The sequence below is a fragment of the Streptomyces sp. NPDC041784 genome (assembly GCF_055591025.1).
Map to the genome: position 1 here is coordinate 37,500 of NZ_JBVJAB010000038.1, position 15,750 is coordinate 53,249.

Sequence of the window (15,750 nt, forward strand, 5' to 3'; positions counted from 1 at the left end):
GCAGGTCGCTCAGGGCCTCGACGATTGACGCTCCGGCGTCCGAGCGAGGGGAACGGGGCCGCTCGTACCCTTCGTGTCCCGCGTATCCCGCGTATCCGTCGCAGCCCTCACCTCCCTCGTAGCCCTCGTAGCCCTCCGGGGGTTCCTGGCGACGGCCGCCGCCGTCGCCAGCACCACCGCCCCCGTCACCGCGAAGCACACCCCCACCGGCAGCCGCCCGGCCAGGGCACCCGCGGCCGCCGTCCCGGCCGTGCTCCCCGCGTTGACGGCCGTGTTGACCCACGCCCCCGCCCGCACCCTGGCCTGAGGGGCGGCACTCTCGTCGGCCATCAGATACGCGGTGGTGATCGTCGGTGCCACGAAGAACCCGGCGACCGCGACGGCGGCACCGAGGGTCACGATGCCCGGCGCCAGTCCCGCGCCGCACACCGCGAGGCCCAGCCCCGCCGTGAGCAGCGGCAGCCGTGCCCCGGCCGGGATCCGCCAGGCGACGGCCCCGTTGAGGAGCCCGCCGACGGCGCTGCCGGCCGACAGGGCGGCCAGGACCCAGGCCACGCTCGACCCGCCGTGTCCGTGCCGCTCGGTGAACGCCACGACCAGCAGGTCCGTCATGCCCAGCGCGAGCCCGACGCCCGCGACGGCGGTCATGGCCCGCCCCAGTCCGCGCGGGCCACCCCCGCCCCGCCGCACCGAGCGCTTCCCCGGCGGCACCTTCCCCGACGGCATCTCGCGCACCGCCGGCGACGCCACGAACCCGGCCGCCCCCACGGCCATCAGCGCCGCCCCCACGACGATCCCGGCGACCGGCGGCGCGAACCCGACGAGGACGCCGACCAGCAACGGTCCGGTGACGAAGAGCAGTTCCTCGGCGACACCGTCGAGGCTGTAGGCGCGCTGGAGCAGCGCCCGGTCCGGGGCGAGCCGTCCCCAGACGGCCCGCATGGTCGGCCCGAGCGGCGGCACACAGGCCCCGGCGGCCGCGGCGAGGGCGCCGAGGACCGGCGACGGGACGGCGCCCGGGCGGGCGACGGCCAGGGTCAGCAGGCCGAGCGCGGCGAGGTAGGCGGCGGTCATCGGGACCAGCGCCCGGCGCGGCCCGTACCGGTCGACGAGGGCCGCCCGCGCGGGCGACAGGAGGACGGCGGTGGCCCCGAACAGCGCCATCACGGTGCCGGCCACCACGTACGACCCCGCGGCGCGGTTCACGGCGAGCATCACGGACAGCGGGACGATCCCGTACGACAGCCTGCCGACCAGGGCGGCGGCGAAGGTGCGGCGGGCATGCGGAAGGCGCAGGACGGCCGCGTAGGAAGCGGGCATGAGGAGTTCCTCGCATCGGCTCAAGGCAGGAAAAAGGGGACGCCTGATCGCCGCGACCGGACAACGGCCGAACGCCGTCTCGCCGGTCGCGGGCCGGGGCGGGCCCTACGCCAAGAGGAGGAACACGGGGCGAACGTATCAGCGCGGCGCGGCCGCTGACGACGTGTTTTCTCCGCCTTCTCCGCACGGCGGCTGGTGGCCGATGCCCGGCAGCCGCAGGTGCCACTGGGCCTTGGTCAGCGGCGCGCCCACCGTCGCGCAGACCCGGCGCGCGGCCTGCGCCGCGTCGGTGGTCCACACCCGGACCGTGTACTGCGCGGCCGTCAGCACCACCCGTCCGTCGGCGCTCACGGCCGCGTCGTCGAACGTCTCGCCCGGGCTGTCCAGCCGTTCCCGTACGACGGGTTCCGCACGGTCGAGGGACCACAGCAGCGCCGCTCCGTCCTCGCCCGCCGTCAGCAGGGTGCGCCCGTGCCGGGCGAAGGCGAGGGCGGCGAGGTGCCGGGTGTGGCCGAGGAGTGCGCGGGGTTTCCCGTCGGGCCGGTGCCGGGCGTCGTCCGGGTCGAGCCGCCACACCAGCACCGCCCCGTCCTTGCCGCCGGAGGCGAGCAGCCCGCCCCGGTCGGCGAAGGCGACGTCGGTGACGAGCGCCGTGTGCCCGGACCGCGTCCACAGCGGCCGCGGCGCCCCGCGCCCCCGCGCGTCCCACAGCCGTACGGCGCCCCCGGCCTCCCCCGTCGCCAGCACCCGCCCGCCGAGCCCGAAGGCGACCCCCTGGACGCCTCGGTCGCCGTCCAGCCGGGCGCGTGCGGTGAGGCGGCCGTCGGCGGAGACGTCCCACAGCCGTGCCCCGGTCTCGCGGGCGCCGCTGGCCAGCCGGGTGCCGTCGGGGCTGAAGGCGACGTCGTTCACGGTCCCGTGGTGGAGCGTGGCGTGTCCGAGCCGCCGCGGGGTCCGGGACCCCACGTCCCACAGGGTGACCGTGCCGTCCCGGGCGCCCGTGGCGAGCCGGGTGCCGGTGCGGTCGAAGGCGAGGGCCGTGACCCAGGTGGGGTGCGTCAGGGTGGCCAGCCGCCGGGGCCGCGCCGGATCGCGTACGTCCCACAGGGCGGCCGTGTCGTCGAGCGCGGCGGTGGCCGCCCGGGCGTGCCGGTCGTCCAGGGCGACGGCGTAGACCTGCCCCTTGTGGCCGAGGAGCTGCGGCAGGGGCAGCCGCCAGACGGAGACGGTGCCGCCGCTCGCCGGGCCGACGTGGAGCGTGCGTCCGCCGGGGCCCCAGGCCAGGGACTGCAAGGGCGTCGGATGGGCGAGGGTGGTCAGCACCAGCCCGCTCTCCGGGTGGCGGAGTTGGACTCCCCCGGCCTCCCCGGCCACGGCGAGCAGTGCGCCGTCGGGGCTGTAGGCCATCCCGGCCGTGTACCCCTCCGCGCGCTGCCCCGTGCGCAGGGGAGCGGCGCAGCGTCCCCTCCCGTCCAGGGCGCACGTCCACACGTCGCGGTCGGCGAGCCCGGCGGCGAGGTGGCGCCCGTCGGGGCTGAGCGCGGCCTCGCCGACCGAGGCGCCGGTATAGGACACGTGGTCGACGGGCTCGTAGGCGAGCCGGTGCGTGCCGCGCGCCCACACGGTGGCGCGCCCGTCCTCCCCTCCCGTGGCGAGGCGGGTGCCGTCCCCGCTGAAGGAGACCGAGTACAGCGGCCTGCCGGACACCCGGTGGACGACCGGCGGCCGTCGCGGGTGGTCGAGGTCCCACAGCCGCAGCGTCCCGTCGGCGCCGGTGACGGCGAGGGTCCGCCCGTCGGGCGCGATCCGGGCGTCGCGCGCGCCGCCGTCCGCCCACAGCACGGCGCCGGGCCGGGCGGATGCCCCGTCGACGTGCCACAGCCGGGTCTCGACCGTGTCCGCGACGACGAGACGGCGCCCGTCCCCGGCAAGGGCGAGCCCCCACACGGCGTGCCCCGCCCCCAGCCGTACCTGCCCCGCGGGCCGGGTCCCCCGCCACAGCCGTACGACGCCCTGCCGGGTGCCCACGGCCGTGCGGCCGTCGGGTCCGAAGGCGAACGCCGAGACGGTGACGTCGTTGCCGGGCAGCGGGGTGGGGTGGGGCAGTCCGGTGCTGCTGAGCAGGGCGCCGCGGGCGGCCACCAGGTGGGGCGCCCTGCGATGGGCGGCGACGGAGAGGGTGGCGGCGAGGGCCGGGTCGGAGGTGCGCAGCGCGGCGGTGCGCTCGGTCATGGCGACGGCCTGGGCCTCCCGGGCCTGCAGCCGGGCCTTCTCCCCGTTGGTGACCGCGACCGTGGTGGCGATCAGCAGCAGCCCCAGCAGCCCGGCGAGGGCGGCCAGAGCCCGCCGCAGCCGCCGCAGCCCCCGGTCGGCCTCCCGGCGGCCGGCCGTCAGGAACTCCCGCTCGGCGGGCCCGAGCCGCCTGGGACGGTCGGCGGCCCACTGCTCGGCGACCGCCAGGACGGCGCCCTGGAAGAGGAGTTCGGGGCGCCGTCCGCCGTCGGTCCAGGCGCGGGCGGCGTCGGTGAGCCGCTGGTGGGTGCGCAGCCCCGCCCGGTCGGCGTCGATCCAGCCGGCCAGCCGGGGCCAGGCCCGCAGCAGTGCCTCGTGGGTGATCTCCACACGGTCGCCGTCGACGGTGAACAGCCGCGCCCGGGTGAACGCCTCCAGCGCCGCCTCGGCCCCGGGAACCAGCCGGCCGCGTTCGACGTGCCGCCTGCTGTCCGCGCCCTCCTCGCCGACCCGCACGAGCTGGAGCGTCAGCTGCCGTGCGATGTCCCGCTGTTCGGTCCCGAGGTCGAGGTAGGTCCGCTCGGCGGTGGCGGCGACGGCGCCCTGGATGCCGCCGGTCCTGCGGTACCCGGTCACGGTGAGCCGTCGGCCGGTGCGCTGCTGCCAGGTGGCCAGCAGGGCGTACGACAGCAGGGGCAGGGTGCCGGGTTCGTAGCCGCGTCCGGCCGGGTCGAGGTCGTGCAGCAGGACGTCGAGAAGCCCGGCCTCGATCTCCAGGCCGGCCAGTTCGGCGGGCCGCAGCACGCACTCGGCGAGTTCGTCCCGGCTCATCGCGCCCAGCGCCATCGGCCGGCGCTGGACCGCGCCGACGAGCGCCGGGTGGGCGAGGCACCGGTCGAAGAAGTCGGCGCGTACGGCGATGACCGCGAGCGGCAGCGCGCACAGGGCGTCGACGAACGCGCCGCGCTCGGCGGGGTCGGCGCAGAGCGTGAACGCCTCCTCGAACTGGTCGACGACCAGCAGCAGCCGCGTGACGTCACCGCTCTCCCCGAGGTCCTCGCCCGCCCTGATCCGCCCGGCCAGCTCGGCCTCCCCGACGCCGAGGGGATCGGCGAGTGCGCGGGCGAGGGTGTCCACGGGGCGGGCGGTGGGCGTCACGACGACGCCGTGCCAGGGTCCGCCGGGCGGCTCGGGCAGCGCGCCGGCGGCCACGGCGGGCAGCAGTCCGGCCCGCAGCAGCGAGGACTTGCCCGACCCGGAGGCTCCGAGGACGACGACCGGTCCGGTTCCGGTACGGAGGGCCTCGGCGACCCGGTCCACGAGCGCGGAGGTGGCCCGGGCCCGGCCGAAGAACCAGCGGGCGTCGTCCGTGCCGTAGGCGGCGAGGCCGCGGTAGGGGCAGGGGGTGACGCGCTGTCCGGGCAGGGTGCCGGGTGTGCCGCACAGGCGGCGCAGGGTCGCTCCGGAGCCGAGGGCCGTGTCGAGTGCCTCGGCCAGTTCCCGGTGCGGGCGCTTGCGGCCGTGCTCGATGTTCGACAGATGGCTCTTGCTGTACTTCACCGCGTCGGCCAGCTCGGAGAGTGACATTCCCTTCTGTCGGCGGATCCGCCGCAACGCCGCCGCGAAGTCCTCCGCCGCCGTTTCCTCCCGCATCACGTTCCCCCAGGTCACAGGCCGTATTCCAGGGCGCCCCCGATGGGGTACGCGCCGGGCCTAGCGTGCCGGTTCCGGGGCGGGCAACGTGCTGTCAGCGGGCCGGGATCAGCACTTTGAGTGACGGTGCGGCGGGTTCCGCGTTCCTTCCATCCGATCGACGAACGGAGGCATTCTCATGCCCGGAAAGATCATTCAGACCAGGTTCGCGGTGGCCGCGGCGGTGGTGGCGGCCATCGCCACCACGGCCACCGGCCCGGCGCAGTCGGCGCCGCGGGAGACGGTGCGCGCCGCGCACGTCACGACGTGTCAGGCCGGCGGCGGCGCAAGCGGCGCCCGCGCGAAGATCACCTGGACCAACCGGTCCGCCACGGTGGACCTCGTCGCGTGGGACAGGGGCACCTGGTTCCGTCCGACCAAGGCGTTCATCGAGGCCCACGCGGGCCGTACGTACGTCGACAGGAAGGACCTCACGGCCGACGAGGGACAGGCGACCGGCAGGTTCACGTTCAGCACCACCGAGCCCGGCGGCATCACGGTGATCACGCTGTGGACCAAGCTGGGCCTGGACGAGAGCCAGAAGAAGCTCTGCAGGCGCTGACCCGCCCCGGCGGGGCTCACCCCTCGGTGAGCCCCGTCACCAGTTCGTCCGCCGCGCGGTACGGGTCCAGTTCGCCGGCGACGATGCGTTCCGCGAGGGCGCTGAGGCGGCGGTCGCCGTGGAGGTCACCGATGCGTTCGCGCAGGGCGGTGACGGCGATCGTCTCGACCTCGCGTGAGGCGCGGGCGCGGCGGCGCTCGGCCAGGACGCCTCGCTCCTCCATCCAGGCCCGGTGCTTCTCCAGGGCCTCGACGACCTCGTCGATGCCCTCGGCGCGGGCGGCGACCGTCTTGACGATCGGCGGGCGCCAGTCGCCGGGGGCGCGCGACTCGCCGAGGCCCAGCATGTGGTTCAGCTCACGTGCGGTGGCGTCGGCGCCGTCGCGGTCGGCCTTGTTGACGACGTACACGTCGCCGATCTCCAGGATGCCCGCCTTGGCGGCCTGGATGCCGTCGCCCATGCCGGGGGCCAGCAGGACCACGCTCGTGTCGGCCTGGGAGGCGATCTCGACCTCCGACTGGCCGACGCCGACCGTCTCGACCAGGATCACGTCGCAGCCCGCCGCGTCCAGGACGCGGATGGCCTGCGGGGCGGACCAGGCGAGGCCGCCCAGGTGGCCCCGGGTGGCCATGGAGCGGATGTAGACACCGGGGTCGGAGGCGTGGTCCGACATCCGGACCCGGTCGCCGAGCAGGGCGCCGCCGGAGAAGGGGGAGGACGGGTCGACGGCCAGGACGCCGACCCGCTTCCCCTGCTTGCGGTACGCCGTCACCAGCGCCGAGGTGGACGTGGACTTGCCGACGCCCGGCGAGCCCGTGAGGCCCACCACGTACGCGTTGCCCGTCAGCGGGGCCAGGGCCGCCATGACCTCCCTGAGCTGCGGGGACGCCCCCTCTACCAGGGAGATCAGCCGGGCCACGGCCCGCGGCCGGCCTTCCCTGGCCTGGGCGACCAGCGAGGAGACGTCCTGCATCACAGCTCCGTTCGGGAAAAGGTCGGACAGCGGGGCTCAGGCCTTGGGTACCCGCACGATCAGCGCGTCACCCTGACCGCCGCCACCGCACAGCGCGGCCGCGCCGACGCCGCCGCCCCGGCGCTTGAGCTCCAGGGCCAGGTGCAGCACGATCCGGGCGCCGGACATGCCGATCGGGTGACCCAGGGCGATCGCCCCGCCGTTGACGTTCACCTTTTCCGAGGACACGCCGAGGTCCTTCATTGACTGGACCGCGACGGCGGCGAAGGCCTCGTTGATCTCGACGAGGTCGAGGTCGGAGACCTCCAGGCCCTCCTTGCGCAGGGCGTGCTGGATGGCGTTGGAGGGCTGGGACTGCAGGGAGTTGTCCGGCCCGGCGACATTGCCGTGGGCGCCGATCTCGGCGATCCAGGCCAGGCCCAGCTCCTGCGCCTTGGCCTTGCTCATCACGACCACGGCCGCCGCACCGTCCGAGATCTGCGAGGAGGTGCCGGCGGTGATCGTGCCGTCCCGGGTGAACGCCGGGCGGAGCTTGCCCAGGGAGTCCACGGTGGTGTCGCCGCGGATGCCCTCGTCCTTGCTGAAGACGACCGGCTCGCCCTTGCGCTGCGGGATCTCGACCGGGGTGATCTCGGCCTCGAAGACGCCGTTCTTCTGCGCGGCGGCGGCGCGCTGGTGGGACAGGGCCGCGATCTCGTCCTGCTCGGGGCGCAGGATGCCCAGGCGCGTGTTGTGCTTCTCGGTCGACTCGCCCATCGCGACGTTCTCGAAGGCGTCGGTGAGACCGTCGTGCGCCATCGCGTCGAGCATCTCGATCGCGCCGTACTTGTAGCCTTCGCGGGACTTGGGCAGCAGGTGAGGGGCGTTCGTCATGGACTCCTGGCCGCCGGCCACCACGATGTCGAACTCACCCGCGCGGATCAGCTGGTCGGCCAGCGCGATCGCGTCGAGGCCGGACAGACACACCTTGTTGATGGTGAGCGCCGGGACGTTCATCGGGATGCCGGCCTTGACCGCGGCCTGGCGGGCCGGGATCTGGCCCGCGCCGGCCTGGAGCACCTGGCCCATGATCACGTACTGCACCTGGTCGCCACCGATCCCCGCACGGTCGAGAGCGGCCTTGATCGCGAAGCCGCCGAGGTCGGCTCCCGAGAAGGACTTCAGCGAGCCCAGCAACCGACCCATGGGCGTCCGCGCGCCCGCGACGATCACCGAGGTGTTCGTTCCAGAAGACATGAGCTGTGATCCCCTTACCGGCCTGCACAGCCGAGGAGTGAACGAGGGTTTACTTCGAATGTACTGAGCGGTACTCCACCCGTCATCGGCCCTTCGGTGTGATCGCGCGCACGTTGCGTAACCACCTCCGGAGCGCTCCACTAACAGCATGCTGACGCGAATCGACCACATCGGGATCGCCTGCCACGACCTCGACGCGACCGTCGAGTTCTACCGTTCCACGTACGGCTTCGAGGTGTTCCACTCCGAGGTCAACGAGGAACAGGGCGTGCGCGAGGCCATGCTCAAGATCAACGATACGTCCGACGGCGGCGCCTCGTACCTCCAGCTCCTGGAGCCCACCCGGCCGGACTCCACCGTCGCCAAATGGCTGGACAAGAACGGCGAGGGCGTCCACCACATCGCTTTCGGTACGGCGGATGTCGACGGCGACTCGGCGGCCATCAGGGACAAGGGCGTACGCGTGCTGTACGAAGAGCCTCGACGCGGCTCCATGGGGTCACGAATCACCTTCCTTCACCCGAAGGATTGCCACGGAGTCCTGACAGAACTGGTCACATCGGCGTCTGTTGAGTCACCTGAGCACTGACCCTCGTACATATGGGCCGGTAGGGTTGGGGGCGGTCGCCGCGCAGCCAGGGCGACCGGTCCTGTTGCCTTGCGGCGGCGGGACCTGGCCGGGGTCCGGGTTTCGGGGGACGAGCGTCGGGGCAGCAGCCCATGCTCCGCCGTTGATCTGACACCATTCCCCGGGGGCCCCGTTCGGCGGATGGACGGGGACTCGTTCGGGAAGCATGCGACCAGGGACGGATGGGACCGCGCAGTGCGGGGCTACGAGAGCCAGGAGCGGGAGCCGGCGGCTGACGTCGATCACCTGACTCGGTTCGAAGCCGAGATGAAACGGCTGAAGACCGAGCGGGAAAAGGCGATTCAGCATGCCGAGGACCTCGGCTACCAGGTCGAGGTGCTGCGCGCCAAGTTGCACGAGGCGCGTCGCACCATCATGTCCCGGCCCGCCTTCGACGGCGGCGACCTCGGGTACCAGGCCGAGCAGATGCTGCGCAACGCGCAGATGCAGGCCGACCAGCTGCGGCAGGACGCCGAGCGGGAGCTGAGCCAGACGCGGGCGCAGACCCAGCGCATCCTCCAGGAGCACGCCGAACAGGCGGCCCGGCTCCAGGCGGAGCTGCACCAGGAGGCCGTCACCCGCCGCCAGCAGCTCGACCAGGAGCTGGCGGAGCGCCGCCAGACCGTCGAGTCGCATGTCAACGAGAACGTGGCCTGGGCCGAGCAGCTGCGCGCCCGCTCCGAGGCGCAGGCCCGCCGGCTGATGGAGGAGTCCCGGGCGGAGGCCGAGCAGGCTCTGGCCGCCGCCCGCGCCGAGGCCGAACGGGTGGCCGCGGAGGCACGCCAGCGGCTCCAGGCCGACGCCGAGGCGGCCCGCGCGGAGACCGAGCAGCTCCTGCTGCGCGCCCGCACGGACGCCGAGCGGATGCTCAACGCCGCCTCCACCCAGGCCCAGGAGGCCACCGACCACGCCGAGGCGCTGCGCAGCTCCACGGTGAACGAGTCGGACGCGGCCCGCCGCCAGGCCGGTGAGCTGAGCCGCGCCGCCGAGACCCGGATGGCCGAGGCGGAGGAGGCGCTGCGCAAGGCGCAGTCCGAGGCCGAGAAACTGGTCGCCGAGGCCAAGGCGGCCGCCGAGAAGGCGCTCAGCAGCGCCGAGTCGGCCAACGAGCAGCGCACCCGTACGGCGAAGGAGCAGGTCGCCCGGCTGGTCAGCGAGGCCACCAAGGAGGCCGAGACCACCAAGGCGGACGCCGAGCAGGTCGTCGCCGACGCGCGCGCCGAGGCCGAGAAGATCGTCGCGGAGGCCTCCGAGAAGGCCCGCACGCTCACCGCCGAGGAGAGCGCGACCCAGCTGTCGAAGGCGGCCAAGACCGCCGAGGACGTCCTCATCAAGGCGCAGGAGGACGCCCAGCGCACCACGAAGGCCGCTGCCGAGGAGGCCGAGCGGATCCGCCGGGAGGCCGAGACCGAGGCGGACCGGCTGCGCGCCGAGGCGCACGACATCGCCGAGCAGCTCAAGGGCTCGGCGAAGGACGACACCAAGGAGTACCGCGCCAAGACGGTCGAGCTGCAGGAGGAGGCCCGCCGGCTGCGCGGCGAGGCCGAGCAGCTGCGCGCCGACGCGGTCGGCGAGGGCGAGAAGATCCGCGCGGAGGCCCGCAAGGAGGCCGTCCAGCAGATCGAGGAGGCGGCCAGGACCGCCGAGGAGCTGCTGTCCAAGGCGAAGGCCGACGCGGACGAGCTGCGGCAGAAGGCCACCACGGACAGCGAGAAGGTCCGTACCGAGGCCATCGAGCGGGCCACCACCCTGCGCCGGCAGGCCGAGGAGACCCTGGACCGCACCCGCAAGGAGGCCGAGCGCCACCGCGCCGAGGCCGTGGAGCAGGCCGAGGGCATCAGGGCCGACGCCGAGCAGGCCGCGCGCGAGCTGCACGAGGACACCGAGCGGGCGGTCGAGGCCCGGCAGGCCGAGGCCGCCGACGAGCTGACCCGGCTGCACACGGAGGCGCGGACCCGGCTCGCCTCCGCCGAGCAGGCGCTGTCGGACGCCCGGGAGGAGGCCGCGCGGATCCGCCGCGAGGCCGCCGAGGAGACCGACCGGCTGCGCGCGGAGGCCGCCGAGCGGATCCGTACGCTCCAGCGGCAGGCCGCCGACGAGGCCGACCGGCTGCGCACCGAGGCCGCCGCCGACGCGTCCGCCTCCCGCGCCGAGGGCGAGTCCGTCGCCGTACGGCTGCGGTCGGACGCCGCCGCGGAGGCGGAGCGGCTGAAGGCGGAGGCGCAGGACACCGCGGACCGGGTGCGCGCGGAGGCGCAGGCCGCCGCCGAGCGGCTGGCCACCGAGGCGTCCGAGACGCTGGCCGCCGCCCAGGAGGAGGCCGTCCGCCGGCGCCGCGAGGCCGAGGAACTCCTCGGCTCCGCCCGCCAGGAGGCCGACCAGGAGCGCGAGCGGGCCCGCGAGCAGAGCGAGGAACTGCTGGCCTCGGCGCGCAACCGCGTCGAGGAGGCGCAGGCCGAGGCGGTCCGGCTGGTCGAGGAGGCCGACCGGCGCGCCAACGAGATGGTGTCGGCGGCCGAACAGCACGCCCAGCAGGTACGGGACTCCGTGTCCGGGCTGCACGAGCAGGCCCAGGAGGAGATCACCGGGCTGCGCAGTGCCGCCGAGCACGCGGCGGACCGTACCCGGCGGGAGGCCGAGGAGGAGGCGGACCGGGTCCGCGCCGACGCCTACGCCGAACGGGAGCGGGCCTCCGAGGACGCGGGCCGGCTGCGCCGCGAGGCGAGCGAGGAGACGGAGGCCGCCCGGGCGCTCGCCGAGCGCACCGTCGGCGAGGCCATCGCGGAGGCGGAGCGGCTGCGGTCGGACGCGTCCGCGCACGCCCAGCGGGTGCGCACGGAGGCCTCGGACACCATCGCCCAGGCCGACCAGGACGCCTCGCGCTCCCGGGCCGACGCCCGCGACGACGCCAACCGCATCCGTTCGGACGCGGCGACGCAGGCCGACACGCTGATCACCGAGGCGCGCAACGAGGCCGAACGGCTCCAGACGGAGACCATCGCCGAGGCGGAGCGGCTCCAGTCGGAGACGATCGCGGAGGCCGAGCGGCTCCGGGCCGAGTCGGTCGCCAAGGCGGAGAAGCTGATCCAGGACGCCACCGGGGACGCGGAGCGGCTGCGCGCCGAGGCCGCCGAGACGGTGGGATCCGCGCAGCAGCACGCCGAGCGGATCCGGGTCGAGGCGGAGCGGGTCAAGCGGGAGGCCGCGGCGGAGGCCGACCGGATGCTGAGCGTGGCCCGCGACGAGGCCGACTCGACGCTGGACGACGCCCGCAAGGAGGCCAACAAGCGGCGCTCCGAGGCGGCCGAGCAGGTCGACACGCTGATCACGGAGACCACGGCCGAGGTCGACAAGCTGCTCGCCGAGGCGCAGGAGCAGGCGCTCCAGACCACGGCGGACGCCGAATCGCAGGCGGACACGATGGTCGGCGCGGCCCGCAAGGAGGCCGACCGGCTGGTCTCCGAGGCGACGATCGAGGGCAACAGCCGGGTGGAGAAGTCCCGTACGGACGCGGACGAGCTGCTCGTCGGCGCCCGCCGGGACGCCACCGCCATAAGGGAGCGGGCGGAGGAGCTGCGCGACCGCATCACCACCGAGATCGAGAGCCTGCACGAGCGGGCCCGCCGTGAGGCCGCCGAGACGATGAAGTCGACCGGCGACCGCTGCGACGCGCTCATCAAGGCGTCCGAAGAACAGCTCGCCAAGGCGCAGGCCAAGGCGAAGGAACTGGTGTCGGAGGCCAACTCCGAGGCGGGCAAGGTCCGTATCGCCGCGGTGAAGAAGGCGGAGGGGCTGCTCAAGGAGGCCGAGCAGAAGAAGTCGACGCTGGTGCGGGAGGCCGAGGAGCTGAAGGCCGAGGCGATCCGCGAGGCGCGGCGCACGGTCGAGGAGGGCAAGCGCGAGCTGGAGGTCCTGGTGCGCCGGCGCGAGGACATCAACGCCGAGATCTCCCGTGTCCAGGATGTCCTGGAGGCCTTGGAATCCTTCGAGGTGCCGTCCGCGAACAAGGACGGGGGCGTGCGAGCCGGGGCGGCCATCGGAGCGCCACGATCGGGTGGCAAGTCCTCAGACAGCTAGCGGAATGTGTGTATTGCGTTAAAGTCTGGGGACTTTGACTGAGTTTTTGGCAAGCGGCGCACCGTGCAGCCACTCAAAAGGGGTGTCATTCTCCAGATCAAACACGCATCCGCTCGATGACACACCGCTTCGGCCCCTAGGATTCCACCTATCACCTCACCGGTCTCATTCGACAGGAACCCCATGAGCGACACTTCCCCCTACGGCTTCGAGCTAGTGCGGCGTGGGTACGACCGCGCTCAGGTGGACGAACGGATCTCCAAGCTCGTCTCCGACCGTGACAGCGCTCTCGCCCGCATCACCGCTCTGGAAAAGCGCATCGAGGAGCTCCACCTCGAGACGCAGAACGCCCAGGCCCAGGTAAGCGACGCCGAACCGTCGTACGCCGGCCTCGGCGCGCGTGTCGAGAAGATCCTCCGCCTCGCCGAGGAGGAGGCGAAGGACCTGCGCGAGGAGGCCCGGCGCGCGGCCGAGCAGCACCGCGAGCTGGCCGAGTCCGCCGCCCAGCAGGTCCGCAACGACGCAGAATCGTTCGCCGCGGAGCGCAAGGCCAAGGCCGAGGACGAGGGCGTCCGGATCGTCGAGAAGGCCAAGAGCGACGCGTCGCAGCTGCGCCAGGAGGCGCAGAAGGACGCGCAGTCGAAGCGTGAGGAGGCGGACGCCCTCTTCGAGGAGACCCGCGCCAAGGCCGCGCAGGCCGCCGCCGACTTCGAGACCAACCTGGCCAAGCGCCGCGAGCAGTCCGAGCGCGACCTGGCGTCCCGTCAGCAGAAGGCGGAGAAGCGCCTCGCGGAGATCGAGCACCGCGCGGAGCAGCTGCGTCTGGAGGCGGAGAAGCTGCGCACGGACGCCGAGCGCCGCGCCCGCCAGACCGTCGAGACGGCGCAGCGCCAGGCCGAGGACATCGTGGCCGACGCCAATGCCAAGGCGGACCGGATCCGTTCGGAATCCGAGCGCGAGCTGGCGGCTCTCACCAACCGCCGCGACAGCATCAACGCCCAGCTGACGAACGTCCGCGAGATGCTCGCCACGCTGACGGGTGCCGCGGTCGCCGCGGCCGGCACGCCGGCCACGGACGACGAGCCGATCTCCCGCGGAGTGCCGGCGCAGCAGTCCCGGTAGTCACCGAGGTGGGTGAGGGGCGGTGGGACCTGGTCCCGCCGCCCCTTTCGTGCGCGCGTGCCCAGAACACCGGCGCCGCTGTTCGCATCGCCCGGGTGGCAGGCGCTGTGTGCCGGTCATAGCGTGACGGCATGATCGAGGTCGAGGGGCTGACGAAGCGGTACGGCGACAAGATGGCGGTGAACAACCTCAGCTTCACCGTCGGCCCCGGCATCGTCACAGGCTTCCTCGGGCCCAACGGGGCCGGCAAGTCCACCACCATGCGGATGATGCTGGGCCTGGACCGGCCGACCTCCGGTGACGTCCGGATCGACGGCACCCACTACGACCGTCTCAAGGACCCCCTCACCTACATCGGCGCCCTGCTGGACGCCAAGGCCATGCACGGCGGCCGCAGTGCCTTCAACCACCTGCTGTGCCTGGCGCAGAGCAACGGCATCCCGCGCGACCGGGTCCACGAGGTGCTCGACACCGTCGGGCTGACGGCCGTGGCGAGGAAGAAGGCCAAGGGGTTCTCGCTGGGCATGGGCCAGCGCCTCGGCATCGCGGGCGCGCTCCTCGGCGACCCCCGGATCCTGATGTTCGACGAGCCGGTCAACGGCCTCGACCCCGAGGGCATCCACTGGATCCGCAACCTGATGAAATCGCTCGCGGCGGAGGGCCGCACGGTCTTCGTCTCCTCCCACCTGATGAGCGAGATGGCGCTGACCGCCGACCACCTGGTCGTGATCGGCCAGGGCCGGCTGCTCGCCGACACCTCCATGGCCGACTTCATCGCCCGCAACTCCCGGGCGTTCGTCCGGATCCGCACCCCGCAGCGCGAGCGGCTGCTCGATGTTTTGCACGAAGCCGGGGTCACGGTCGTGGAGAGCGGCAGCGGAGTGCTGGAGGTGGACGGCGGCAAGCCCGAGCGGATCGGCGAACTGGCCGCGCGGCATCAGATCGTGCTGCACGAGCTGAGCCCCCAACAGGCCTCCCTGGAGGAGGCGTTCATGCGGCTCACCGCCGAGTCGGTGGAGTACCACGCACACGCGCAGACCCCCCGGGAGAAGCAGTCGTGGGGCGCGGACCGGACGAGGAGGGGCTGAACATGGCGACGATCCAGATCGTCCGGTCCGAATGGACCAAGATCCGGTCAGTGGCGTCCACGGTGTGGACGCTCTCGCTGGCCGTGGTCGTCACCGTCGCCCTCGGCATGCTGATCGCCGCGCTGTCGAAGAGCGAGTTCGACGACATGAGCGCCCGCGACCAGCTCTCCTTCGACCCGACCTTCATCAGCTTCGCCGGGATGAGCCTCGGCCAGCTCGCGATGATCGTGTTCGGGGTGCTGGTGGTGTCCAACGAGTACAGCACCGGCATGATCCGCACCTCGCTGGCCGCCGTGCCGCAGCGCGGGACCTTCCTGTTCAGCAAGATCGCGGTGGCGGGCGGGCTGGCCCTGGCCGTCGGCCTGGTCACCAGCTTCGTGACGTTCTTCCTGGGCCAGTCGATGCTCGGCTCGCACCGGGCGGACCTCGGCGACCCGGGCGTGCTGCGCGCGGTCATCGGCGGCGGGCTCTACATGACCCTCATCGCGCTGTTCTCCATGGGCGTGGCCGCGATGCTGCGCTCGCCGATGCTGTCGCTGGGCATTCTGATGCCGTTCTTCTTCCTGATCTCCACCATCCTCGGCAACGTCGGCGCGACGAAGAAGATCGGCCGATATCTGCCCGATCAAGCCGGCAGCCGGATCATGCAGGTGGTCACTCCGGTCGACGACGACACCCCGTACGGCCCCTGGGGCGGGCTCGCGATCATGGTGGCGTGGGTGGCTGCCGCACTGCTCGGCGGCTACCTGCTGCTGAAGAAACGCGACGCGTGACGCTTTCGGCTTTGCTTTCATTTGAACGGAACCGTCAGCGCGCGGAT

General features: G+C 73.4%; 10 protein-coding genes. 6 read left to right on the plus strand and 4 right to left on the minus strand.

Going from position 1 to position 15,750, the window contains the following annotated elements; all coding sequences use genetic code 11:
• Positions 1 to 9 precede the first annotated feature (9 nt).
• Together ACZ6D7_RS41915 and ACZ6D7_RS41920 are read right to left on the minus strand one after the other, a co-directional pair.
• Positions 10 to 1,320 carry an MFS transporter gene (locus ACZ6D7_RS41915; RefSeq protein WP_469502719.1) on the minus strand — a complete coding sequence of 437 codons (1,311 nt, stop codon included), beginning with the start codon at positions 1,318 to 1,320 and terminating at the stop codon, positions 10 to 12.
• 138 nt (positions 1,321 to 1,458) lie between these two features.
• Positions 1,459 to 5,223, minus strand: coding sequence for an nSTAND1 domain-containing NTPase (locus tag ACZ6D7_RS41920; RefSeq protein ID WP_469502722.1), 3,765 nt, complete (start codon positions 5,221 to 5,223; stop codon positions 1,459 to 1,461).
• 160 nt (positions 5,224 to 5,383) lie between these two features.
• Here ACZ6D7_RS41920 and ACZ6D7_RS41925 point away from each other — a divergent pair, with 160 nt between their 5' ends.
• Positions 5,384 to 5,806 carry a hypothetical protein gene (locus ACZ6D7_RS41925; RefSeq protein ID WP_469502725.1) on the plus strand — a complete coding sequence of 141 codons (423 nt, stop codon included), beginning with the start codon at positions 5,384 to 5,386 and terminating at the stop codon, positions 5,804 to 5,806.
• 16 nt (positions 5,807 to 5,822) lie between these two features.
• Here the strand turns inward: ACZ6D7_RS41925 and meaB are convergent, their stop codons facing one another.
• Together meaB and ACZ6D7_RS41935 are read right to left on the minus strand one after the other, a co-directional pair.
• Positions 5,823 to 6,779, minus strand: a complete 957-nt coding sequence (meaB, locus tag ACZ6D7_RS41930) for a methylmalonyl Co-A mutase-associated GTPase MeaB (RefSeq protein WP_469502728.1) — start codon at positions 6,777 to 6,779, stop codon at positions 5,823 to 5,825.
• Positions 6,780 to 6,815: 36 nt separating this feature from the next.
• Positions 6,816 to 8,015, minus strand: a complete 1,200-nt coding sequence (locus ACZ6D7_RS41935; protein ID WP_469502730.1) for an acetyl-CoA C-acetyltransferase — start codon at positions 8,013 to 8,015, stop codon at positions 6,816 to 6,818.
• A gap of 148 nt (positions 8,016 to 8,163) precedes the next feature.
• On the opposite strand from ACZ6D7_RS41935, the gene mce reads away from it, so the two are divergent.
• The 5 genes from mce to ACZ6D7_RS41960 all read left to right on the plus strand — a co-directional run bounded on the left by mce (position 8,164) and on the right by ACZ6D7_RS41960 (position 15,703).
• The gene (gene mce / locus ACZ6D7_RS41940; protein WP_469502733.1) at positions 8,164 to 8,604 is read left to right on the plus strand and encodes a methylmalonyl-CoA epimerase; all 441 of its coding nucleotides are present in this window, start codon (positions 8,164 to 8,166) and stop codon (positions 8,602 to 8,604) included.
• 234 nt (positions 8,605 to 8,838) lie between these two features.
• Positions 8,839 to 12,720 carry a polarized growth protein Scy gene (gene scy / locus ACZ6D7_RS41945; protein WP_469502736.1) on the plus strand — a complete coding sequence of 1,294 codons (3,882 nt, stop codon included), beginning with the start codon at positions 8,839 to 8,841 and terminating at the stop codon, positions 12,718 to 12,720.
• A 183-nt stretch (positions 12,721 to 12,903) separates the two neighbouring features.
• The gene (locus ACZ6D7_RS41950; protein WP_469502739.1) at positions 12,904 to 13,842 is read left to right on the plus strand and encodes a cellulose-binding protein; all 939 of its coding nucleotides are present in this window, start codon (positions 12,904 to 12,906) and stop codon (positions 13,840 to 13,842) included.
• Between the two features lie 131 nt (positions 13,843 to 13,973).
• On the plus strand, positions 13,974 to 14,930 hold the full coding sequence (locus ACZ6D7_RS41955; protein ID WP_469502742.1) for an ABC transporter ATP-binding protein: 957 nt from the start codon (positions 13,974 to 13,976) through the stop codon (positions 14,928 to 14,930).
• Positions 14,931 to 14,932: 2 nt separating this feature from the next.
• Positions 14,933 to 15,703 (plus strand): ABC transporter permease, encoded by a 771-nt coding sequence (locus tag ACZ6D7_RS41960; protein WP_469502745.1) that lies wholly within the window; start codon positions 14,933 to 14,935, stop codon positions 15,701 to 15,703.
• Positions 15,704 to 15,750: the final 47 nt, after the last annotated feature.

Coding starts and splice junctions, on each gene's coding strand:
- ACZ6D7_RS41960 (WP_469502745.1), top strand. CDS start 14,933: ATGGCGACGATCCAGATCGTCCGGTCCGAATGGACCAAGATCCGGTCA.
- ACZ6D7_RS41935 (WP_469502730.1), bottom strand. CDS start 8,015: ATGTCTTCTGGAACGAACACCTCGGTGATCGTCGCGGGCGCGCGGACG.
- ACZ6D7_RS41915 (WP_469502719.1), bottom strand. CDS start 1,320: ATGCCCGCTTCCTACGCGGCCGTCCTGCGCCTTCCGCATGCCCGCCGC.
- ACZ6D7_RS41955 (WP_469502742.1), top strand. CDS start 13,974: ATGATCGAGGTCGAGGGGCTGACGAAGCGGTACGGCGACAAGATGGCG.
- ACZ6D7_RS41950 (WP_469502739.1), top strand. CDS start 12,904: ATGAGCGACACTTCCCCCTACGGCTTCGAGCTAGTGCGGCGTGGGTAC.
- ACZ6D7_RS41925 (WP_469502725.1), top strand. CDS start 5,384: ATGCCCGGAAAGATCATTCAGACCAGGTTCGCGGTGGCCGCGGCGGTG.
- meaB (WP_469502728.1), bottom strand. CDS start 6,779: ATGCAGGACGTCTCCTCGCTGGTCGCCCAGGCCAGGGAAGGCCGGCCG.
- mce (WP_469502733.1), top strand. CDS start 8,164: ATGCTGACGCGAATCGACCACATCGGGATCGCCTGCCACGACCTCGAC.